The following is a 24,842-nucleotide window of genomic DNA, read 5'->3' as shown; positions in this document are numbered from 1 at the left end:
TTTTGAAATGATTTAGGATTAATTAGAACTTAACGTTGACATTGAAACCATAGCTTTTACGTGAAGGCAATGAGCCATATTCCATACCCATACCTGTAGTATTGTTATAGTTCGAATCAGGATCGATATTAGGAATATTTTTCCAAACGATAAACGGATTACGTGCAACGAAAGACACTGTCAATCCTTGAACCTTATTCTTCAACCATGTCTTTGGTAACGAATAGCTCAATGTGATTTCACGACATTTGATATACGAGTTATCATAAACGAACATTGACGGTGCATAACGGCTGATATTCATCCAATAATCCTCAGGATTTACGTAAATATCGTTAGGACGATATGTTCCGTCACCATTGTCTATTACACCTGGGGCAATGAAACCGCCTGTAGGTGTCCAGTTTGCTTCGCTGATACCAAGAGCCTTACGCTGTTCTTCTGATTTATACCATTCTTCGCGTCCTTCCAATGTTTCCAATGCTTTACCGGATTCGTATGCGGCACGGGCAGACATTGAATACAAATCGGCGCCAACCTTAATATCGAATACAGCAGCAAGAGAAACATTCTTGTATGTGAAGTTCGTTACTACACCACCTGTCCAATCCCATGAAGCGTTACCCAAAATATGATTGCTATTGTCGTATTGTGGCAAACCGGTGCTTGGATCAATCAAGATATCACCATTTTCATTGCGTTTGAAATCAGGACCAATGATAGAACCAAAATTTTCTCCTACTACAGCTGCTACCTGAACATCCTGCCATGTAGCCTTTTCCAGCTCGAACAAATCAATACCGTCAACCAACTCCTTAACCTTGTTATTGTTCTTAGAGAAGTTGATGTTCAAGTCCCATGAAAAGTCCTTTGTCTGGATAGGACGAGTGTTCAAAGCTATTTCAATACCGTTATTCTGGATTTCTCCAGCGTTAATCATACGATATGTATAACCGGAAGCCCATGAACTCGCCATCGCCATAATCTGGTTTTTACTAGTCTGATTATAATAAGTAAAATCCAAACCAATACGGTTATTCAGGAATTTCAATTCCAATCCCATTTCGTATGAATTGGTTCTTGTAGGCTTTAAATCACGATTAGGGATAGTACTGTTACTGATAGAACCTAAAGTATATCCTGGATAAGTAAATTTAGATTTCGTATATACCAGTCCCAACTGATAAGGATCTGTATCGCTACCAACCTGCGCCCAAGAAACACGTAGTTTACCGTAAGGCAGAAGATTGTGATTCTTGATAAGTTCAGAGAATACAAAGCTACCTGAGAATGAAGGATAGATATATGTATTGTTATTCAAAGGCAATGTGGAAGAACGGTCTCCGCGCAATGTAGCATCAAGATATATCAGGTGTCTCCATCCTACATTTACTGCACCATAAATAGAATTTATCTGCTTTCTGTAATAATTCTGTTCCACACTTGTTTCATTAAAGCTCATGAGCGCCACAGTTTCACGTATCTTCATATCCTGAGCTGTAGTGATTGTAGTCTCATTATTCACTTTATACAAGTTGGCACCCAATGTCGCATTGAAATCGAAATCCCCCCAGGAGTTGTTATATAGAGCCAACATTTCGAAGTTGTACATACGGTTTCTGAAATTGCTTATCTGCAATCTGCCTGCTTCATAGCCAGGAGTAGTAGGAGCCTTGAAATCCTCAAACTTAAACCAGTTGAATTCAGCTCCGACAGTACCTTGAAGCTTAAAATGGTCAGCAACGTTCCATATTGCCTTACCATTGAAACGGAACTGGTCTTTATCAGATTGGTTCGAGTTTTTGTAAACATCCCAGTAAGGGTTTACATTATATGGATCCAAACCATTCCAATTAGAGTATTCACCATTTGCATCCTGATATGTTTTCAGCCATTCCTGATCGTATGTAGTGGCAAGAGTCATAAGGTTTTTACCGACATTACCTTTGCTGTCGCCAAGAGCCGGACGGTTCTTTACCGATTCGCGTGTATAGTTTGTACTGAAATCCAGATCTACTTTTCCCATACTCGTATTGGCACGCAAATTGAATATGTTACGGCTCATATTGGTATTAGGAACTATATCTTTATTACGCATATCGGTGTAAGTGAAACGTACTCCCGACTTTCCATGACTTGAGCTTAAAGTCAATGTATTTGTTGCAGTCAAACCTGTACGGAAGAAACCTGATACATTATCAGGTATTATCAAATACGGACGCGAAACACCATCAAAATAATCCAGCATATTTGAACCGTCGGCTTTTGGTCCCCAACTCTTATTTGTGTTTGCAACAGCATTTATACTGTAAGTGCCATCACTACCCATACCATATATTTGCTGAACTTCGTTCCATTTAGCAAGTTGAGTTTCAAATGTCATTGTACCATTATACTCAACACTCATACGTTCACCATCCTTACCGCTAGCCTTCTTTGTTGTGATAAGAATTACACCGTGACTGGCACGGCTCCCATACAACGCTGAAGCAGCAGGACCTTTAAGAACAGACATATTCTCTATATCATCAGGGTTAATGCTTGAAATACCGTCACCCAAGTCATAACCTCCTTCCGTACCGGCACTGCCATAGTTTGTATTATCCAAAGGTACTCCATCAATGACATACAGAGGTTGGTTGTTTCCTGTCATTTCTGTATTACCACGCAAAAGCACACGTGTAGAGCCTGAAGGACCACCCGCAGTCTGACTGACAACCAGACCTGGAACACGACCAGCCATAGAGTTAATCACATTAGTCTCCTTAGCTTTTGTCAAAGCCTCTCCCTTAACTTCATCAACACCATAACCAAGTGCCTTACGTTCACGTTTGATACCCAATGCGGTAACAACGACCTCACTCAAAACCTTGCTGTCTTCCTCTAGGGTGATATCCAGTGGTGCAGTACCAACTTTTACTTCTTTTGTTTTGTAGCCTACAAAACTTATAACCAGTGTAGCACCCTGTTGCACATTCAAGACAAAATTACCATCCATATCGGTAATGGTTCCGTTGGTAGTACCTTTTTCAACAATAGAAGCACCGATTATAGCTCCCATAGCATCTTTGACATTACCTGACACTTGTCGGCTTTGTTGCATTACTGAAAGATTATTTTCAGTAACCCCAGCATTCAACTGCGGCATTCCTACAAAAAGGGATAGAGACAATGTACCGCAATACAATGTGTACTTGTAGTTTAATCTTCTCATAAGTTTTTAATAAGTAATAGTATTAAGATTAATTATATATTTTCACCCAATCGATGAACATCTGGGCTTTTTCTCCATCTTTCAATGCTGTAATTTGTGCCGGATCTGTTATACCGGGAAAGTCACCACCTACAGCCAAATTGAACAAGAAATAAAATTTATCGTTAAAGTATTCAAAACGACCACTGTCCGGTCCGATATTAAAAGTTTTGATCAGTATATCATCAACCTTTACAATAAGTTCATTTTCATTCCACTCCAGAGAATATACATGATAGTTGCCATCCTGAAGACTTTTTTCCATAGTCTTAGTCTGGAAAATCTGCTCATGTCCTTCAACATCAGGACCATAATGAATTGCCGAATTTATGTATGCTTCTGTTGTATTATTGGCTATACCGGCTTTTTCTCCCATCTCCATAATATCGATTTCACCACAAGCAGGCCATTCCTTGTCGTTGTCTCCCATCATCCAGAATGCCGGCCATAATCCATTAGCCGTTTTGGGAAGTTTTATACTTGATTCCACTTTCCCATACTGAAAACTTTTCTTGCCTTTGCTGTTTACACGACCAGAATAAAATTTATCTCCTTCTCTCTTGGCAGTCAAAACAAGCACTGTCTTGTCACCGTCTTTCCCGACACTTACACACTCTTCAATATATTCCTGAAGTTCATTGTTCACCCACCCAGGCTCATGAGTCTCTTTTGTCCAAACAGAATTATCAAATGTGTTGAAATCTTCTGTAAATACAAGTTTCCACTGTTTCGAGGGTTCATCTTCTTCTCCTGGTTGCTCATCAGGCAGCTCAGGTTCCTCCTCCTGTCCTTCATTATCATCTTTGATTTCCTCTTCCGGATTATCAGGCTTTACCGGTTCATTATTTGTCGAACACGATTGCAGATTTACTCCAAAAAAGAATAATAGAAATAAAATTACTGTTTTCATTAGCGATAGTTTTTTGGTTAAACATTATGTATTTTCACTTTCTCTTTTACTGTTAACTAAAGATTACATTCAGCTTCCAAGCTGTTGGCAAAATTGGGTATAATCCTGTTTTTCAGGGTTTGAATGCTGACAGAAAAGGGTTGAAATCTATCATTTTTGCTTTTTAACCAAGAAAACATATAAAATCGGGCTGACAAATCAATAAATGTTCATAAATAAGACATTATTGATTTGTCAGCCCGTAATATAAATATAGAACTATCTATTAGTTTTGCTCCAGAAACTTGCTTGGTGATATACCAAATTGTTTCTTGAACAATATACTGAAATATTTAGAATTCACAAATCCGGTTTCAGCGGCTACATCTGCCACAGGCTTTCCTTGTTTCAACAGTTCTGCCGCCCTCTGAAGGCGAATCAGACGTATGAAGTCCTGCGGTGCCTTTCCTGTAAGTGATTTCAAACGGTTGTAGAACAAGGTACGGCTCATAGCCATTTCCTGGCACAATTGGTTAATATTAAATTCTTCATCATCCATATTATCCATGACGAGTTGTGTTGCATGCTTAATAAAATTCAAATCATCCTCTGATACCGGTACTGTATCATTCTGAACATTGCCCTCGTCTGTTTGCCGTATTTCATCATCATTGTTCAAAGTATCAGTGCCAACAGTTTCATTTTTCTCTATTTGCGCCACCACATTTCTCAGAACATATTCACGAAGATGATTTCTGGTTTCGAGAATACTATGAACCTTCAATCTTAAAATTTCTGCACTGAAAGGTTTAGGAATATAGTCGTCCGCTCCACTTTTCAGACCGGTAACCATGGCATCATGGGTTACCTTGGCAGTAAGCAATATAAACGGTATGCCGGATGTTTGTGGATTTTCCTTTACTATACGACAAAGCTCGTCACCCTGGATACCAGGCATCATAACATCCGACAGAATAAGATCCGGATATTCTTCTGCCAAACATTCCAAAGCCTTACTTCCATTAGATACATCTATAACCCGATAATCACGTTCAAAAATCTTCTTTAAATAACAGCGTAGTTCATCATTATCCTCGACTATAAGCAATGTATCCAAAGATTCTTTAATATTTTCAGAATCATCACCAATATACTCAGTTCTATTTTCTATAACCGGAAATATCTGTTTATGTATAACATTATTATCAAAAGAAGAATCAATATCAGCATTGCGTAACGTAACATAGAACGTACTGCCCTTGTTTACTTCAGATTTGTATGAAATTTTGCCATGCATCATATTCACCAAATGCTGTACCTGCAACAGCCCGAATCCTGTGCCGGGTTCGTTTGTCTGTCTTGCATTAACAGCACGATAAACATTCTTGAACAGCTGTCTGCCGGCATCAGCCGGAATGCCAATACCTGTGTCTTGAACCTCTATAACTACATTCTTTTTATCAGATAAAAGTGACAGGCTGATTGTCCCATTTGCCAAGGTATATTTGCAAGCATTCGAAATAAGATTGTCAAGCAACATTTCCATCATCTGCTCATCTGCCATTGCAAACACATCATGTTCAGGCAAAGATATCTTTATATGCAATTGTTTCTTATCACAATATGACTGGAAGCTTACACATTCCTTCACTAACAAATCGTTGATATTTACAGGTTTAAGAGTTACATTTTTCTTATTTGTATCTATTTTCTCAAACTCAAGCAATTGACTTACAAGCGCATGTAGTTTACGTGTATTATTACGCGCAGTTTCCAACAAGTAACTTACATCATCCGAAAGGTCTTTTTTCTTACTAAGGTCTTCCAAAGGAGCCATGATAAGTGTTACAGGAGTCCGTATATCGTGTGCTGTCTCTACAAAGAACTTTATTTTGTCCTCATTATGTCTTTTTTGAAGCTGATTACTCTTATATCTAAGTATGAAATAAAATATACCGAAAACTAATGACAAATATATTATCCATGCATACCATGAATTCCACCACGGCTGATCAATGTTTATTGAAAGCGAAGCTTCTGAAATGATTTCTCCATTACTTTTTCTCAAACTTCTGACTTTTAATGTGTACATTCCCGGCGATACATTAGTATATCTGACAGTTCCATTCGAATACACCGCACTCCATGATTTTTCATATCCTTCAAGAATATACTGATAAGCTATATCATGCTGAAAACGATAATTTATTGACTCAAAAGTAACAGAAAATGAATTATAACTGTAATCAAGATCAACTTTCTTATCCATGAGCATAGCATAAATGGACGGACGCATCTGTATTTCCTTCTCAGGAGAGATATACTCCAATTTTAAATCTGTTATCCTAACAGGCGCGTCGTATTCCTCAACAGCCATCGCGCCAGGAGTTATAAAAATAGCCCCATAAGTACTTCCATAAGCAAACCTACCATCAGAAAGTTTGATACATGCCGATTTATTATATGTCTTATCTGTATCATGAATATAATTCAGATTTGAAACCTTCAGGCCATTTACAACGGCAAGACCTTTACCTGTGCTTGCCCAAATACGACCTTTATTATCACGTTGCAAGCTATATATGTCATCGGACAGCAAGCCTTCTTTAGTGGTAATGATCTTTACATCACCTGAATTCATATCATACAGATTCAGACCACCTCCTTCAGTGCCAAGCCATACAGTACCGTCACCATTAAACAACATTGAAATGATATAAGCACTGACATTCTTATCATTGAACTCAGAGGTTGTGGCATAACGTCTGAACTGAGATGTATATTTTTCTACAATACAAAAACCATTTACTGTAGCAACGGCCATTCTCAAAGAATCAACTTCTTCTATGGAATGAACCCAGTTTATATCAAACTCATTTTTACGTTTTCCTTGTTTGTCGGCTATAATTAAATTTCCGTCAAGTCCCCCAATCCAAAGATCTCCGTCCTTGTCCTCCTTCACCGAGAAAATATAATTTGTAGTAAGTCCTTCCGGCTTCTGGGTAAGATGTCTTATCACACGCCCGTCTTTATCTATCAGATACAAACCGTCTCCATAAGTTCCAGCCCAGATATTTCCATCGCCTGAACTACATAAATCTACTATTACAATAGATTTTAATATATGTTTCCAACGATGATCTGACTTATTCCTAATACTTATACCATCATCCGTGGCAAACCACAAATCATAATTTATATTCTCCTCTATATCATTCACATTATTATTTACCAACGACTGCGGATTTCCCCGTTCATGTGTCATTATATTGATAGGATACTTCAAAGAAATAGCCACAGACACTCCACCAGTGTAACTGCCTATCCATATATTATCCTGAAAGTCTTTGGTTACGGCATAGATTCCATTGCCACGTAAAAAGAACTCCCCACTATCCTCTGTATTTACAAACAACTTTGTTTCTGAGGTATGTTTGTCCACAAAATATACTCCACCACCGTCTATTCCGACAAGTATTCTGTTATTGTCATAAGGAGTAATGGCGCGAATAGGATTAAAAAAAGACAGATGTTGACCTTTTATACGATGTAATGAATAATTTCCGAGATCCAGAGTCCACAATCCGCTGTTGAAAGTACCAATCCACAACTTATTTTCAGACTTATCGAAATAAAGAGTTTGTACATTTTTATCTTCAACAAGTTGATTTGAAACAGAATCTTCCCTACATGATAAACGAAAAACTCCATTCGATGTACCAACAAATAAAGAATCACACAAACATGCTATATCATTTATATAATTGTCTTCTAAAACGCAACATAAAGCACCGTCTGACTTTTTTGAATATAATCCTCTACTCAATCCAAACCAAAGCGTTCCATTTTCATCTGAAAATATTTTATTAAGAATAATTTCCCCCTCAATATACTCGCCCAAAAACAAATACAACTCAAAGCTGTCCGTATTCGGTTGATATTTATATATCCTCCCGGTATGATCGTATGCCAAAAGTCCCAGTTTATTATCAAAATAAAGCCTGATTATTCTCCCTGCCAAATCACCATAATAGTAATTGGCAGACAATGAATAATTCTTTACTGTACGACCATTATATCTGTCCACTCCAGTTCTGGTTGAAATCCACATCACATTGTCATTATCCTCAACTATCGAGAATACTCTTTCGCTACTCAATCCATCAGTGCGCCCGATGTGACGAACACTAAACATACCGTCAAACGATTCGGCATATAAAGCAGAAATAGACAACACAAAAGATATGACTAATAAGATATATTTTAAATTTATCTTCATATATTAAATCAACGGACACTTACATCCTTAAATTTCACAAAGGCTAATATGATACAAATATAGTGAAAATATATCAAATACTATATTTAGTTAACCTATTTCTAGCATTGTAGAGTCAAGTGGCAAGTGCAAAATTAGCAAATACTTTTATAAAACTCGATTTTGGGGGTTGAAAACCCTAGTTTTTTACGCGGTCTATCATTAATTTGATATTGTACTTTGTTCAGTTCCGCTTGAGACACCTGTCTAAAAACTGTACCTTTAGGGAAATATTCCCGAAGTATTTTATTCATATTCTCAATTGCCCCTTTTTGTCCCGAACAATATGGATCTGCAAAATACACAGTACAATCCAGAGCTTTACATATAGCCTTGTGATTACGAAATTCAATTCCATTATCTGTTGTGATAGTATACACATGTTTTTTGAAGGGGAGCAAAAGTCTTACCACGGCTTTCTCTACATCCTCAGGTTTCTTGGATGGAAGTTTTGTTTGTAGAAACATATTCTTACTTCGTTCAATTATAAGGACAATGCATGATTGAAATTGCATTTCAGGGTAAAGAACGGTGACTGCTTGATTACATGTTTAGCAGATGAACCGCAACGTATTGGAGTATACCATTCGGCAAGTTCTACCATTGCCTTAATATGTTTTTGCTTAGCAGCTTTCTCGTACCAATTAATCATTTTGTTAAAATCAGAGAAATCAGCTTTACATAATTCTGGTTTCCTTGACAAGTCTAACCAAAATATTACTTTCTCAATCTTAGAGTAATTTCTGACTACTGCTTCCGCTTCATGTACCATTTTATGGTAAAGCAGTTCTCCCATCTCGTATTGTGCATCAGCATTGCCTCGGCGGGCAATAGGTTCCAACAGTTGGGTAGCTTCATCATATCGTTTGCCCCGCTCCAACTCATCCAGTTGCTTTCGCAAACGTTTGCTCACCACTTTGCTTTTCTTTTCCATATTCTTTCGGTTTTAGATTACACATAGGAAAAACAAAACCTCATCTTTCCGTCTGTTTCAATGCAAAGATGAGGTCAAGTTATGCCAAAGTGGTTCACAGGTTATTCTTTCTCCAATAGTTGGTCGATATTTTCTTTGATATCCTTAAGAATGGCATCGTAAAGTTTCCAATGAAATGTATTAGCTTCTTTGGGTGCATATCCAGGATGATAAGTTTTATATGCGAATTTTACACCCTCAATAGGAAGTTTGATGACATCCTCGCCCGTAGGCAAATTGGGTAACGGATTTGGCTTCCCATTTAACTTAAAGTTCTCCAATATGTAATTATAGTATTTGTTGTTTTCCATTCCCGGTCCAATAAAGAATACCAATATATCCGGTTTAAGAATTTCAACTTCATCCGGAATCACGTGGAAAAAGTTCTTCTCTATTTCGTGCACATCTGCATTTACGGCACCACCACCTTTTGCAGTACGGGCAGAAAGCTTGGAGATTTCATTCCAAATCATAGAGACACGTTTGCCGGGATATGCACTGAGTAAATTATCTTTGATTTCTGCCATCATACCGTTGATTCCTCTTTTGAAGAATTGGCTCCCACCACGAAAATATCCTCCGTTCCCTTCTATTGCCACATAATTGTCATCAAGGAAGTCTTCATAGGTAGCCATTAAATCACCCACATCTAAATGTTCTTCAGCATTGTCTCGTTCCCAACCATTTGGCTCTTTACCAAAGAACATGATTTTTATGTCGGCTTTGGTGTACCATTCTTCATGTTCAGAGGTCCCTTTTTGAGCATACCATTTATCATAACCTATTAGTGCTTGTTCTTTTTCTCTTTCTTCTTTCTTTTGTCCCGAGCGCAACAGAGAAATTAAGAACGGACATTGCAGTTTGTCTCGCAATCCATTGGCTTCCAATTGTTCCATTAAGCCGTTCCACTTACTTTCGTAAAGTTCGGTCAATTGTTCTGATAATGTTTCCATACACGTATATTTTTAAAGTGGATGAATTCTAAAACAAATATAGCGAATTCTCTCAAGAAGATTCTCATTCTCAATGGGAAATGCTATATCTTTTGCTGCAAAGTTCTGTCAAGGATATGCAACATCAAAGCATAAGATGAGAAAAAATTGAAGTAATGCTTTACATTGGCATCACTTCTATTCATCTTTGCGGAAAAAAGGATGAGAATATGGGAAATAGATTTTCGATAGAAGAACTGACATGCCTGCATTTGTTGCGGTGTCACTATGCTGATATATGCAGTAAAGAGGAACGAGAATTGCGAGAAACAATTGCCCTTCATCCGGCAACCTTCGTAAAAGCAAAGATGATTTGTGAGAAAGAAAAAGAAGCGGACATTTGCATTATCCCTTATTATGCGGAAAATTATCCTGCTTCTTTTGCCAAAATTGGCGTAGAAGCACCCACATTAATCCATCTATTAGGAAATAAGGAGTTGCTTTATCACGAAAATCCCATTGCCGTCATTGGCTCACGAAACGCTGATGATGTCGGATGTGATATAGCCTATCAGCTGGCAAAAAGCTATGCATTGAAAGGAAATATCATAGTGAGTGGATTGGCATTGGGATGTGACAGTTCCGCTCATCAAGGATGTATAGATGCCAATGGAAAAACTATTGCAGTGGTTGCATCCTGCTTAAATATCGTCCATCCTAAAGCAAACGAATTCTTGCAGCAAGAAATTATCGACAAGGGCGGTTTAATTATCTCCGAACAACCTTTTGGCGTGAAAGCCAATCCTGCACGACTGTATGCCCGTAACCGACTGCAAGCAGCTTTAGCACAAAGAGTCATTGTCGTTCAATGCGCTGTGAAGAGCGGCACGATGAATACAGTACATTTTGCACACAAGTACGGATGCAAGATTTATGCCGTAGCATACGGTCAATACGATGAGCATAATGCCGGGAATGAGTATATTCTCAAAAATGGGATAGGATTTCCTATCAAATTATAGAAGTTATGCACTAATATGGCATATCACAGGCTTTATTTTGCAATCAGAATCTTTAAAACAGAGCAATCATGACGGTGAAAGAATTAATCATGAAAGTAGGATTTGACGACTTGCTTCCTTACTTGAAAGAAATAATAGTCGGGCATTTTGACAATATCTATGCCTTTCGGGAAGCATACGATATGCTTCGGAATATGCAACCCAGCCCTGAGTTCGTTGGAAAAGTTTGGATAGAGCAAGAAGAGGATTGGATAAGCATACAGTCTTTAGACGCGGATTTTTGGGAGAATGAATTGGCTAAAGAGCTTGTTTTACCCAGGAATACTACTCTAAGCAAAGAGAAAATAGCCGCGCATTGTATATACGACATTACCTTTTATGGTTTTTCTCCGGCGGAAATAATTGAAAATTTCTGGAAAAATCATGGTTCCATACAAAGCAAAATGGAACGAAGGAAGTCCATCATACAAGAACTTACTGTGTCTGGAAGCAGTTTCACGTACAAAGATTTAGCTTATCTATTGCAAGTGGAGTACGGTACACGATATGATTATCATTCCATTACCAACGGGCAAGGAAATCGATTAGCCTATATTGCTGATTCAATGACCAAATACCAGCAACTTGACCTAAGTCGATACAATAATGCTGTGGTCTGCATTCGTGTTTCTGCTCAATACCCGTTAACCAACAAGGAACTGGACGATTTTAAGTGTAATGTCCGCTCATGGCTGAATTATGAAGACATTCAATTTGGCATTATAACAGAAGATAGTGATTGTAAAGAAGCAACGATTACTTTATTATTAAACAAACAAGCATAAATAAAGCACAGCAAAGGGAAGACTTGCAGTTCATTCGAGTAAACAGATGAAAATAAGAACAAGCCAAAACAAATTATTTTCTTCTCTATTTTATGTTTGATAGCATTTATTCTCCACCACAACCGTCAGTAATCCGTCAGTATATAAAAGTAAAAAGGAGCTAAGTCAGCGACTTAACTCCTTCATTTTCACCAGTCGGGGTGACTGGATTCGAACCAGCGACCACACGCCCCCCAGACGCGTACTCTAACCGGGCTGAGCTACACCCCGAATTGCGAGTGCAAAGGTAACGCTTATTTTTGAATAAACAAGCGTTTTGCGAATTTTTATTTTGTCTGTTGCCCTTAATTTATTTTGCCTGCCGGCAGAGGGGATCTCTCTATCCCATCGTTTCGCTATAGAAATCAAGCAGTTCGTAGATTTCTTCCTGTGTTGCCGTTTGGTTGATGCGGATATCCCCCACATCGGCAAGAAGCGTAAAATTGATGATTCCTGATGAAGAATTCTTTTTGTCGTGCCTCATGAAATTATACAGCGTTTCATAATCCTCACATGTGAAGTTGAGTTTGCCATAGTTTTCTTTGATGAACTGGATGGTCTGGCGGAGCTTGTCCTTGGGGAACCCGACCCGGATATGCGACAGGTAAAGCTCGCATACCATTCCCCACGCCACTGCATAGCCGTGAAGCACTGGGAGGTTGTTGTGGAGAGAGAAACTTTCGAAAGCGTGCCCGGCGGTATGTCCGAAATTCAGCGCTTTGCGGATATTTTTTTCGAACGGGTCTTTTTCAACAACGGCTTCCTTTATTGCCACAGACTCGCCGATAAGTTGCTGGAGCTTTGTATAATCAATGCCGTATGTGTCGAATTTCAACAGTTCAGCCCAGTGAGAAACGTTGCTGATAAGCCCGTGCTTCAGCATCTCAGCATAGCCTGACAATAAGTTCCTCCGGTCGATCGTCTTCAGAAATTCACTGTTGATGAGCACCTGGTCGGCGGGACAGAATGCGCCGATTTCATTTTTCAAGTCATTGAAATTGATTCCGGTTTTTCCTCCTACCGCTGCGTCCACCATCGAAAGCAGTGTGGTAGGTATGTTTATGTAAGAAATGCCCCTTTTGAAAGTGGCTGCGGCGAATCCGCCCAGGTCTGTAATCATTCCGCCTCCCAGGTTTATCATCAGCGAATGGCGTGTGCCGCCTTTTTCGCTCAGTTGTTTCCATACATAGGCCAGGGTTTCCAGATTCTTGTGGATGTCTTCGGGACCGACATTGATTTGTATGGCATCCTTTATGAAGTCCATGTCCTTTATCAGGGGAAGGCATTGCACGTTGGTATGTTCGTCGGTAAGGATGAACAGCTTGTCGAACGAGTGGGCGTTGACAGCTTCAGTCAGCTCTTTCTTGAAATTCTGACAGATGATAATTTCCTGTTTGCTCATATCTGTAGTGTTTGGAAGGCAAAATTAGAAAAAAAGTTAGAAGGATATTTGTTTTGGCTTACAAATAAGTATTTTTGCGTCCGGATTTTTTCCGGATGAAACATATGGGGAGAGCATTCCTGAACGGGCTTGCTGTTTTGATCTGAAAAATAAGTTAAAAGAGTGGGGGATTCGCTAAACCTTTGGAAGCGATGCGTGTCAAAAACACATTCATATTATTTTTAATTGGGTTTTAATAATGAAAAGATGGGTTTTGGGTTTACTGCTGATGGCAACTGGTGCCATTTCTGCTTTTGCACAAAGCGGAGGCGGTAAGGTGACTGTTTCGGGAACCGTAGTGGACGGAACAGACAAATCTCCGGTCATTCAGGCCGGCGTGCAAGTGTTGTCAGTGAAAGACAGTTCGGTGGTTGCGGCCAACGTCACGGATGTTGACGGAAAGTTCCGGGTTGCCGCACGTCCCGGGAAGTATTTGCTGAAAATTTCGTATATCGGTTATCGGTCCGATTTCCGCACGGTTTATCTCAACGCAAACCGTCCGCGTCTGAATATGGGCGAGATACCGCTTGAGATAGATGCAGTCATGTTGGGAGAGGCTGTGGTTGTGGCCGAAGCCCCCGAGGTGATAGCAAAGGAAGATACTTTGGTCTATAACAGTTCGGCTTACCGTGTGCCTGAAGGCTCTGCGCTTGAAGAACTAGTAAAAAAGCTTCCGGGAGCGGAGGTGGACGAAAGCGGCAAAATAACCATCAACGGAAAGGAGATTACCAAAATCATGGTTGACGGCAAGGAATTCTTTGCCGACGATCCGAATGTAGCGATGAAGAATCTCCCGGTGAATATCATTGATAAGGTCAGGGCATACGACAAACAGTCGGATATGGCAAAGATGACAGGTATCGATGATGGCGAAGAAGAAACGGTGCTCGACCTGAGCGTGAAGCCGGAACTGAACAAGGGATGGATAGGCAATGTGGACTTGGCTGCCGGAACTGAAGACCGCTACAGCGGAAAGATGATGGTAAACCGTCTTGTAGGGGGCAATCAGTTTACGGTTATCGGATCGGCTAACAATGTGAATGATGCCGGCTTTCCGGGCGGCGGAGGTGGCTTCAGAGGAGGAAGCCAGAACGGGCTGAATGCAACGAAGATGATCGGCTTCAATTATGCGGTTACAACGGAAAAGCTGGAAAGCGGAGGCAGCGTGAACTTCAACTATAAGGATACCGATGTCAGGAGCAAGCAGAACTCTGAAACCTTTGTTTCTTCCCAAAGCAGCTCGTTCAAGAATGCGATTGACGCTTCGCGCAACAAGTCAACCAATCTGAAGGCGGATTTCCGTCTGGAATGGAAGCCTGATACGCTGACATGGCTGATGTTCCGTCCGCGTTTTACTTATGGAAAGACAGACAACGGAAGCAGCTCTAATTCTTTTACATTCAACGAGGATCCGGAGCTGACCACCGATGAGCTTGTTGCTGCTGACGACATCACTTCGCTGGTGTCGGAAGAAAAGATTATCAATACGATTGTGCGCAATACATTGTCGAAGGCGGATAACATCAACGCGCAGGGGATGCTGCTGGTAAACCGCAGGCTGGGAAAACCCGGACGGAACATTACGATGAGGATGCGCTATAACTATACGAACAACGACAGCGAACAGTTTTCTGCTTCGCACACGGATTATTATCAGACGGCAGAAGAGGCTTTGGCAAACGGAGTGATGTCGGAAATTCTGAACCGTTACATTACTACTCCGACCAGAACGTCTGATTATGCGGTGCGTCTGTCGTATAGCGAACCGATATTCAAGGGAGGTTTCCTGCAGTTCAGCTATGACTTCCAGTACAGGAACTCGAAAACGGAAAATTCCACTTTCGACATGCCGGACGACTGGGCCGTGAACCAGGGATTCCTGTCTGACCAGGCCGTGTTTAATACCGACTTGAGCAAGAACGCCGAATACAACTATTTCAACCATCAGGCTGAGGTGCAGCTCCGTGTGATCCGCAACAAGATGCGCTTTAATGTGGGCGCGTCGTTCCAGCCCCAGCGTTCAACGCTGAGCTATACCATGGGTGACTATTCGATAGATACCGTGCGCACGGTGTTCAACTTTACTCCGACACTTGATTTCCGCTATAATTTCTCGAAAACGAGCCAGTTGCGCGTAAACTATCGCGGGCGAAGCTCTCAGCCGAGCATGACGGACTTGCTTCCCATTACGGACGATACGGACCCGCTGAATGTAAAGCTTGGAAACCCGGGGCTGAAACCGGAGTTCACGAATACGTTGAGGATTTTTTATAATACCTTCAATACGGAGAAGCAGCGTGGCGTGATGACGCACTTCAGTTTTCAGAACGTGATGAATGACATCAGCAACCGAAGGACATATGACGAAACAACCGGAGGCTACCGTACGATGCCGGAGAACATTAACGGCAACTGGAATCTGTTTGGCATGCTTGGCACGAATACGGCTCTGAGGAACAAGAAGTTTACCATCAACACTTTCACAATGGCCCGCTACAACAACATTGTCAGCTATATAAGCAGCCGTGAAACCTTGTCGGATACGGACAAGAATAAAACGCGCCAGCTGGTAATGAGCGAGCGTCTGCGCGGAACATACCGGAACGACTGGTGGGAACTGTCGCTGAACGGTTCGCTGACGTACAATCATTCGCGGAACAGTTTTCAGGAACAGAACAATATGGACACGTATCAGTTCTCCTATGGTGCCAGCACGAATTTCCGTCTGCCCTGGAACATGTCGGTTTCGACGGATATATCCCAGAATTCCCGCCGAGGATATACCGACAACAGCATGAACCGTGACGAGCTGATATGGAATGCCCAGATTTCACAAGATTTCTTGAAGGGAAATGCGGCTACGGTCAGTGTGCAGTTCTACGATATCCTGCGCCGTCAGAGCAATATCAGCCGTACCATATCGGCAGCCATGCGTCAGGATACCGAATACAATGCTATCTACAGCTATTGCATGGTTCATTTTATCTACCGCCTGAACTTGTTCGGAGGCAAGGGAGGGCGTGCTCCGATGGGGCCGGGCGGATTCGGCAATGGCGGGCATCACGGACCGGGCCCGAGGCGTTTCTAAAGCCATGAAGAGGGTGTGCCGGCTCATGTTCCTTATCTCTAGCCTGGAGATGTATGTCTTCAGCGTGGATATATATCTTTAGGCTAGAGATGCATATCCCAAGGCTGGAGATAAACTTGTTTCCATGTGTTTCGGCTTTCTGATATTGTTCTTTATCCGTTTTGTCTTTTGTTTTTTCACAAAATACTTGTATTTTTACGGAAATTCAAGTTCTGATGGAAATCGTAATCTGGAGCCACGTCTTTATGGCCGCATTCTATATCCTTTATTTTGCGGTTATCATAACCACCGTGTTTGTGGTTATACTTGACAACCGCAATCCGGTGAAGACTATGGCATGGATACTTGTGCTGTTCTTTCTGCCTGTTGCGGGACTTGTCTTTTATCTTTTTTTCGGGCGGAGCACCCGCAGGGAGCATCTCATCAGCCGGAAAGGGTATGCCCGTCTGACCAAGCGTCCGATGGCCGAATACCAGACTCAGGTTTCGCTGCATGCTCCTATCGAAAAACAGACGCTGATGAATTTCTTCAGCCATGTGAACGGAGCGCTTCCGTTCGGAGGTAACCGGACGACCGTTTATATAGACGGAGCTTCTATGCTGGCCGATCTGATAAAGGAGCTTTACCGGGCGAAACACCACATTCATGTAGAGTTTTATATTTTTGAAGACGACGCGGTGGGAAGACTGGTACGTGACGTGCTGATAGACAAGGCGCGCGAGGGGGTGAAAGTGCGTGTGCTGCATGACGACGTAGGATGCTGGAAAGTCAGTCATGCCTTTTATGAGCAGATGCTGTGCGAAGGAATCGAAGTCATGTCGTTTCTGAAAGTCCGCTTTCCCCAGTTTACGGGAAAAGTAAACTACCGCAATCATCGGAAGATTGTAGTGATAGACGGAAAAGTGGGTTTTGTTGGGGGCATGAATCTTGCGGAAAGGTATGTGAAAGGTGTTCCGTGGGGAGTGTGGCGCGACACGCATGCAAAGCTGGAGGGCAAGGTTGTGTATGGCTTGCAGACGGCTTTTCTTACAGACTGGTATGCGATGGACAGAACGCTGTTTACGTCGGCCGAGTATTTTCCGAAGACAGATGTGCGGGGAAATGTGGTTGCGCAGATTGTAACTTCCGATCCGGTGGGCGAATGGAGGGACATTATGCAGGGGCTGATGATGGCCATCTGCAGTGCCCGTCGTTATTTTTATGTTCAGACTCCCTATTTTCTTCCCGATGAAGAAGTGAAGACTGCCTTGCAGACGGCGGCTCTTGCGGGAGTCGACGTGCGTATCATGCTTCCCAAAAAGGCGGACACCTGGCTGATACACAAGGCATCTCTGTCATATCTGGCAGAAATGATGAAAGCCGGAGTGAAAATCTATCTTTACCGCAAAGGGTTCATTCATTCCAAACTGATGGTTTCGGACGATGAGTTCTCGACAATCGGTTCCACGAATATGGATTTCCGGAGCTTTGAACACAATTTTGAGGCCAATGCCTTTTTTTATGACAAGGATACGGCATCGGCCCTGAAGGAAATATTTCTGGCAGACCAGCGCGACTGCATGCTGCTTTCGCTGAAAGTGTGGGACAAACGTTCGTGGAAGAGCAAGGTCACAGAGTCGGTTGTCCGTCTGCTTTCTCCGCTGCTTTGAAGAGCGAAAAGTTCACGCTCCCGTAGTGTCTGTGCTCAACGAAGTTGGGATGCTTCTCAAAGCTTTGGTCCTTGCCATGCTCAAGCACGAAAAGTCCGTCTGGTTTCAGCAGGTTGTATTTAAAGATCAGATCCGGAATCTCTGCCAGTTCTTGCAGCGCATAGGGCGGGTCGGCAAAGATAAAGTCGAACTGCTCGTGGCATTTCTGTATGTATTTGAACACATCGCCTTTCAGAGGAAAGCATCTGTCGGTTTTCACTTCATTCATTATTTTGCGTATGAACGCATGGTGCTGCGGGTCTTTTTCTACAGATATGACCCGTTCGCATCCGCGCGAAACGAGTTCGATGCTGATGCTTCCGGTTCCTGAAAAGAGATCAAGAGCCGTAATGCCTCCTTCATCAAAGTCAATGTAGCCGTTCAGCACATTAAACAGATTCTCTTTGGCGAAATCCGTAGTCGGTCTTGCTTTAAAGGTATGGGGCACATCGAAATGCCTCCGCTTGTATATTCCACTGATTACTCGCATGAGATGGTAATTGTTTGGCCTGGTTAATGGTTCTTTCATCGGAATTTATCCGATAGGCAAAGGTACGAACTTTGTCCATGAAATGCAATAGTTCCTCTCCTTGAGGAGGGTGCTTCTCCGGTTTTTCCTTGATGTTTACACAGGATTGAAAGCCTTTTAAACAATATTGAAGCTATCGTTTCTTCTGCTGGACAATATTGTACGTTAATGAAATTTATAGCAACGAAATTGAAAGCTGCGGCGGCCTTGTTGGAATATTTTTGCAGCCGTAATACACGGGCCTTATGCCCGTAATTTATTAATCATAAAATAAATAATACTATGTCGAAGAAAAGATGTTATGTGCAGCGTATGCTTATGTGTTCGCTGCTGGCTGGCGGCTGTTTCTGTCTTCCCGGTTATGCCGGAGGGGGAGATAAGCCGGAGGCAGGAATGAAAACGGATGTCGTTGATGACATCGCACAGACGAGGAAGATTTCCGGTGTCGTATTGGATGATATGGGACCGGTAATTGGTGCAAACGTTTCTGTAAAGGGTACTTCCTCTGGTACTATTACGGATTTGGATGGAAGATTTGCTCTTGAAGTTCCGGAGGATGGAATTCTTGTTGTTTCGTTTATCGGTTATTCTTCACGGGAAATCCCGGTAAAAGGCAGAACCGACTTTACTGTTAAGCTGAGTGAAGATACGGAAATGCTGGACGAGGTGGTTGTGGTCGGTTATGGTGTGCAAAAGAAAGTGAACCTTTCCGGCTCTGTTTCTGCCATCGACGGTGAACAGATTGCTTCCAAACCTTCTACAGACGTGTTGTCTGCTTTGCAGGGAGAAATGCCTGGCGTGACAATTACGCGTACTGGCGGACAGCCGGGAGCGGAAACCGACGGAATGCAGATCCGTGGATATTCATCCGTAAACGGAGCTTCGGCTTTGGTTCTTATTGATGGTGTCGAGGGTGATATGTCAATGCTGAATGCAGATGACATAGAGTCTATATCTGTTTTGAAGGATGCCGCTTCGTGTGCCATATATGGTGCCCGTGCTGCTGCCGGAGTGGTGCTGATTACCACGAAAAACGGTACGGAAGGAAAGCCTAAGGTTTCTTATAACGGTTATGTTTCTTTTAATATTCCCGGGAATATGCCCGAGCGTATTCCAGCTTGGGAAGAGCAGGAATTTATCAATCTGTCGCGTATTCCGACAGGTGGTCCTGAATGGAATGCGGAAAAGTCATCGTGGGTGGGAAATCCGAATTTCAATTACCGTCCTTTGGCAAACGGTCGCTGGGATCTGTTTGACAGTGTGGACTGGTTGGGTGAAGGAACCAAAAACTTTACGTTGCAGCACAATCATTCGGTGTCTGTAAGCGGAGGGACCGACAAGGTCAATTATCTGGTGTCTGCCAACTATTATTATAAGAACGGTCTGTTGCAATATGGTCCGGATGATTATGACCGTTATAATCTCCTGGCAAAGATGAATGCCAGCCTTCACAAATATGTGGACTTGAGCGTCAATATCCAGTATCAGGGAGGAGAGAGAAACGAAAACTCATATGGTGCGGCCGATATCATGTCGCTTCTCTACTCCAACCGCGGACGTCAGCCCATTTATCAGCCTGAAGCGGAGAACTATCCGAACATCTATAACGGTGATTTGCAGAATAATGCCATCGACATTATGAAGAATGCCGGCGTAACAACCACCAAGAATGAAGCATTTATCGGAAAGGCTCAGTTGACAATCAAGGATTTTGTAAAGAATCTGCGCATCAACCTGAGTGCATCGCGCAATGCCGGATATTACTCTGAAGTCAGCAACAGCTGTACACTTACATGGTATAAGCAGACGGGTGCTGTGCAGCGGACACTTAATCCAGCTAACTCATTGACAAAAGCGAAGAACTCGTCTTACCATGATTTGCTGGAAGCTACAGTCAATTATTCTTTCAGCCTGAAAGACAAGCACAACTTCAGCATCCTTGCAGGTACGTCGTATGAAAACTATCGCTTGGACGGTATTGAAGGGATAGCCCGCAATATGTTATCGAACGATTTTTATTCGTTCAATTATTATGACAGTTCCATTGCCACGAACAGCAGTTTGAGTGATAACATTGAAACGTGGGCCATGATGTCCTACTTCGGGCGTATCAACTATAACTATAAGGAGAAATATCTTTTGGAGGCTAATTTGCGCTATGATGGAAGTTCCCGTCTGGCTCCTTCCAAACGCTGGAAAGCCTTTCCTTCAGTTTCGGCAGCATGGAGAGTGAATGAAGAAGAATGGTTCAATGCTGATTGGGTTAGCAATTTGAAGCTGCGTGCTTCGTGGGGACAGCTGGGTAACGGAGCCGTACTGGGGCTGTATGACTATATTCCGCTGATTTCTTATTCACAGAGTGATATGCCTTCCACTTATTTCGGTGAACGGTGGTATTATCAGGCGAGTCTGGCATCGGAGGATAAAACTTGGGAAACGGTGGAAACCACTAATTTGGGTATTGATTTCGGCTTGTTCAACAATCGTCTGAGCGGAACATTTGAGTATTATTGGAAGTTTAACAATGATATGCTTTCTGCTTTGCAGTTGCCTTCACAGATTGGTATTGATGTCCCTAATATGAATGTGGGCAAACTGAAGACCTGGGGATGGGACTTCAATATCAGCTGGAGAGATAAGATCAAGGATTTCAGCTATCAGATAGCCTTCAATATTTCGGATAGCAACAACAAACTCGTCAGATATGACGGTGCCAGCTATATCGGTGAGGGATTGGTAGAATTGCTGGAAGGCTATCCTATCAATACGATTTGGGGATATCAGACAGACGGTTTTTGGTCGAGCCGTGAAGAATATCTGCAATACAAGGCGGATCATCCGGGATACTCTACTTTCAATGACGGTGTTATTTCGGGAGGTGATGTTAAATATGTCGCCCAAGGAGATGCTGACCATACAATCGGTTCAGGTGAAGGTACTGCTGAAAATCATGGCGACTTGGTTTGTTTGGGAAACATTACTCCCCGCTATTTGTATGGAATCAGTCTGTCTGCTCAATGGAAAGGTTTCGATTTGTCGCTTATGTTCCAAGGAGTTGGCAAGCGCGATGTGATGTTAAGCAAAGATATGTTTCCTCTGTTTAAGGACGAACTGATGCCTTGGACCATTCATAGAGATTATTGGACGGAAACCAATACGGATGCTTATTGGCCGCGCCTTTATCAGTACAAGTCGGATGACTTTAACAGCAAGCCTGCCGACCGTTGGCTGCAAGATGCTTCTTATTTCCGTTTGAAGAATGTTACGTTGGGATATACAGTGCCCATCAGCAAGAAATACATGGAGAAACTGAGAATTTATGTGACAGGACAAGATCTGTTTGAGATTACTGACATGTTTTCTGTCATAGATCCTGAAGCAAAGAACAATGCTACGAGAAGTCTGTATCCATTCTTCCGCAGCTGGACATTGGGATTGAATATAACCTTCTAAAACTTGAAACATGATGAAGAGAATTTCCGCACTGATATTTGGTGCAATAATGATAAGCGGATGTTCGTTGGACAAATATCCGGAAACGACATTGACAGACCAGACTTTCTGGAAAACAGAAACCGACTTGCGGGGAGCATGCAACCGGCTTTATGTGGATCTGCCAGGATTTTTGACAGGAAACGGACATGACTTCCGTTCCGATGAACTGGTGAGCTATGTGCCGGATGATGTTTCTTCCGGAAACCGAAGCGTTCCGGAAAGGGATAATGACTGGAGTGATCCGTATAATAAAATCGGTGTGTGCAACAATATAATCGTAAAAGGCGGAGAAGCGCCGCTGCAGGAAGAAGTCCGCAGCAGATGGATTGCCGAGGCACGTTTTTTCCGTGCTTATTATTATTTTGATTTGGTTAAAAAATATGGGGACGTTCCCCTTATACTGAAGGTATTCACTTCAACGGACGACCCGGAAATCAAGAAAGGACGGGATTCGCGTGAAACGGTTATTCAGCAATGCTACGCTGATTTGGAATTTGCTTGTGAATGGTTGCCGGACATTGATGAATTGTCTGATGACAGCAATTGGGGACGTGTTTCCCGTTCGGCAGCTTTGGCTATGATTGTACGTATCGGTTTGTATGAGGGTACTTATATAAAGTATCACAATTTGGCAGAAGGCGACAGCAAGGCCCATCTGAAGAAAGCGATTGATGCGGCTCAAACACTTATGAGCGAAGGAAAGCATGAACTTTATCCGAATTTCCAGACCTTGTTCTATTTTGACGGGGAAGGACGGCAGAACAAAGAGAATATCTTCGTGAAACTTTATGGACCGAACGGAGCATCGAATGCGATTGTCTATCATAATCAGTCGTCTACCAAGGCTACACAGGGAGGAATCACACGCCAGATGATTGATAATTTTCTGTATGATGACGGTCTTCCGAAAGGCAAGTCTGCTTATGGCCAGTCGCCGGATACACATTATGATGATATTTTTACTCATAGAGATCCCCGCCTTGCCATGACTGTGTTTAAATATAGAGAAGCAGATGCTTTTAAAGGTGCTGTTTATAGGCCCTTTGATAATGTCAATGCTGGAAATACTTATGCTTATCCGATAAAAAAAGGATATATGAACAGTGAATTTGATACAAACGGAAGGGAGACGGTTGACAAGATGGTTATCCGTTATGCAGAGGTGCTTATCTCTTATGCGGAGGCTCTGTATGAGTACAAGGGTTCTATTTCTAACGATGATTTGGAAAAGACCATAAACGCAGTGCGCGGACGTTCTGGTTTCAATGTAGCGTTGACGAATGAATTTGTCAGTGCCAACGGACTGAATATGTTGGAGGAGATTCGCAGAGAACGTATGGTTGAGTTCATTGATGAGGGTCTTCATTATGATGATATCATACGGTGGAAGACGGCAGAAGACGTATTGCCTCAGCCGATGCTTGGCTTGTTTTTTAATGAAGACGAAAGTGCAATGACCCGCAACGAACTAGCCGGAAGGCTTACGGAAGCCGACGGCATGTACAACGGTGCGAAACTTTATGACCAGGCTGATATCTATGTCGTGGAAGACGGCACCGGCCGCAGTTTTAATCCGGACAGGGACTATTTGTATCCTATACCGTCGTACGAACTGGCCACTTCCGGCGGAAACATCAAACAAAATCCAAACTGGTAGAATTTTAATGAAGATCTGATTTATGAATACATTTAAGAATAGAATAGCATTTCTTTTTATGCTTTGCATCTGTTGCGCATTGACAGGATGCAGCAACGATCATGAAGAGTGGGAAGATGGAGATCCCGCTTCCGCCCACATTTATTATTATGGTTTTGAAAAGTGGGGAACCATTCCTGGAGGCAATGATGTAATTTATTCAGTGGCTCAGGGGGAAACTTTGACTGTCCCGACGCAGTTCCATAGCAGGTATGTGCGGTCTTATAGTCCCACGGTTTATTATTACACGACTCCCGTGCCCGGGGATGAAGGTGTTCAGTTGGTTTGCGGTACAGACTATGCGGTGGTTGATAAGGATGGAAATACATTAACACCAAATGCTTCCGGAGCATACGAAATGACATGGCCCAATGCTGCAGGCGGTGTGCAGAACATTTATATCAAGGCATTGAATGGTTCGAAGGGTTCTTTCCGCGTATTGACGTTTGATCCGAATGAAACAATGGACGTGACGGATGTAGCTACTACGACCATTGTAAAAACGGATGAATATGAGGTGCGTGCCTTTTCGGAAAACTATTATGTAACGGTGACGGTTGAATAAACAGATTGTTATAAGGAGTGCAGAAATATCGGCTTGCCGGATTTCTGCACTCCTTTTAATGTTTAAGAGAAGTCATATAAGCTTGGTTTA

15 protein-coding genes and 1 tRNA gene are annotated in these 24,842 nt (G+C 42.2%); 7 read left to right on the top strand and 9 right to left on the bottom strand.

The genetic code is table 11. The annotated features are described in order from the left end of the window. Positions 1–22 precede the first annotated feature (22 nt). The 6 genes from QUW60_RS06965 to QUW60_RS06940 form a co-directional block, all read right to left on the bottom strand. Entirely contained in the window at positions 23–3,214 is a 3,192-nt protein-coding gene (locus QUW60_RS06965) for a SusC/RagA family TonB-linked outer membrane protein (protein ID WP_289559425.1), read from the bottom strand. Positions 3,215–3,242: 28 nt separating this feature from the next. Then, the gene (locus QUW60_RS06960) at positions 3,243–4,163 is read right to left on the bottom strand and encodes a glycoside hydrolase family 16 protein (protein WP_021847150.1); all 921 of its coding nucleotides are present in this window, start codon (positions 4,161–4,163) and stop codon (positions 3,243–3,245) included. Between the two features lie 265 nt (positions 4,164–4,428). Continuing rightward, positions 4,429–8,421, bottom strand: coding sequence for a hybrid sensor histidine kinase/response regulator transcription factor (locus QUW60_RS06955; RefSeq protein ID WP_289559423.1), 3,993 nt, complete (start codon positions 8,419–8,421; stop codon positions 4,429–4,431). 134 nt (positions 8,422–8,555) lie between these two features. Continuing rightward, a complete protein-coding gene (locus QUW60_RS06950) occupies positions 8,556–8,927 on the bottom strand; it encodes an IS30 family transposase (protein WP_258338661.1) in 372 nt (123 codons plus the stop codon). A gap of 17 nt (positions 8,928–8,944) precedes the next feature. Further along, entirely contained in the window at positions 8,945–9,394 is a 450-nt protein-coding gene (locus tag QUW60_RS06945; RefSeq protein ID WP_258338660.1) for an SEL1-like repeat protein, read from the bottom strand. A gap of 101 nt (positions 9,395–9,495) precedes the next feature. Beyond that, the gene (locus tag QUW60_RS06940) at positions 9,496–10,386 is read right to left on the bottom strand and encodes a hypothetical protein (protein ID WP_258338659.1); all 891 of its coding nucleotides are present in this window, start codon (positions 10,384–10,386) and stop codon (positions 9,496–9,498) included. A gap of 209 nt (positions 10,387–10,595) precedes the next feature. Here QUW60_RS06940 and QUW60_RS06935 point away from each other — a divergent pair, with 209 nt between their 5' ends. Then, positions 10,596–11,387 carry a DNA-processing protein DprA gene (locus tag QUW60_RS06935; RefSeq protein ID WP_289559420.1) on the top strand — a complete coding sequence of 264 codons (792 nt, stop codon included), beginning with the start codon at positions 10,596–10,598 and terminating at the stop codon, positions 11,385–11,387. A 68-nt stretch (positions 11,388–11,455) separates the two neighbouring features. After that, positions 11,456–12,211, top strand: coding sequence for a hypothetical protein (locus QUW60_RS06930; protein WP_258338657.1), 756 nt, complete (start codon positions 11,456–11,458; stop codon positions 12,209–12,211). Between the two features lie 195 nt (positions 12,212–12,406). Here QUW60_RS06930 and QUW60_RS06925 read toward each other — a convergent pair. Both QUW60_RS06925 and aroB read right to left on the bottom strand, forming a co-directional pair. After that, a tRNA-Pro gene (locus QUW60_RS06925) sits at positions 12,407–12,481 on the bottom strand. 109 nt (positions 12,482–12,590) lie between these two features. After that, positions 12,591–13,652: a 3-dehydroquinate synthase gene (gene aroB / locus QUW60_RS06920; RefSeq protein WP_289559417.1), complete on the bottom strand. Its 1,062-nt coding sequence runs from the start codon at positions 13,650–13,652 to the stop codon at positions 12,591–12,593. A gap of 238 nt (positions 13,653–13,890) precedes the next feature. On the opposite strand from aroB, the gene QUW60_RS06915 reads away from it, so the two are divergent. Together QUW60_RS06915 and cls are read left to right on the top strand one after the other, a co-directional pair. Next, positions 13,891–16,779, top strand: coding sequence for an outer membrane beta-barrel protein (locus tag QUW60_RS06915; RefSeq protein ID WP_289559415.1), 2,889 nt, complete (start codon positions 13,891–13,893; stop codon positions 16,777–16,779). 215 nt (positions 16,780–16,994) lie between these two features. Then, positions 16,995–18,428 carry a cardiolipin synthase gene (gene cls, locus QUW60_RS06910; protein WP_289559413.1) on the top strand — a complete coding sequence of 478 codons (1,434 nt, stop codon included), beginning with the start codon at positions 16,995–16,997 and terminating at the stop codon, positions 18,426–18,428. Here cls and QUW60_RS06905 read toward each other — a convergent pair. After that, entirely contained in the window at positions 18,388–18,957 is a 570-nt protein-coding gene (locus tag QUW60_RS06905; RefSeq protein ID WP_258338653.1) for an RsmD family RNA methyltransferase, read from the bottom strand. The genes cls and QUW60_RS06905 overlap by 41 nt on opposite strands. A gap of 321 nt (positions 18,958–19,278) precedes the next feature. Here QUW60_RS06905 and QUW60_RS06900 point away from each other — a divergent pair, with 321 nt between their 5' ends. Genes QUW60_RS06900 through QUW60_RS06890 form a run of 3 tightly spaced genes read left to right on the top strand, consistent with a single transcriptional unit; the run spans position 19,279 to position 24,752 of the window. After that, positions 19,279–22,449, top strand: a complete 3,171-nt coding sequence (locus tag QUW60_RS06900; protein WP_289559411.1) for a SusC/RagA family TonB-linked outer membrane protein — start codon at positions 19,279–19,281, stop codon at positions 22,447–22,449. A gap of 10 nt (positions 22,450–22,459) precedes the next feature. After that, a complete protein-coding gene (locus QUW60_RS06895; protein ID WP_309148251.1) occupies positions 22,460–24,148 on the top strand; it encodes a RagB/SusD family nutrient uptake outer membrane protein in 1,689 nt (562 codons plus the stop codon). Between the two features lie 22 nt (positions 24,149–24,170). Further along, entirely contained in the window at positions 24,171–24,752 is a 582-nt protein-coding gene (locus tag QUW60_RS06890) for a hypothetical protein (protein WP_258338651.1), read from the top strand. Positions 24,753–24,842 lie beyond the last annotated feature (90 nt).

It is taken from the genome of Bacteroides gallinaceum (genome assembly GCF_030373775.1).
Taxonomy (GTDB): Bacteria; Bacteroidota; Bacteroidia; order Bacteroidales; family Bacteroidaceae; genus Phocaeicola; species Phocaeicola excrementipullorum.
This window is presented reverse-complemented; position numbering and strand designations above follow the sequence as displayed.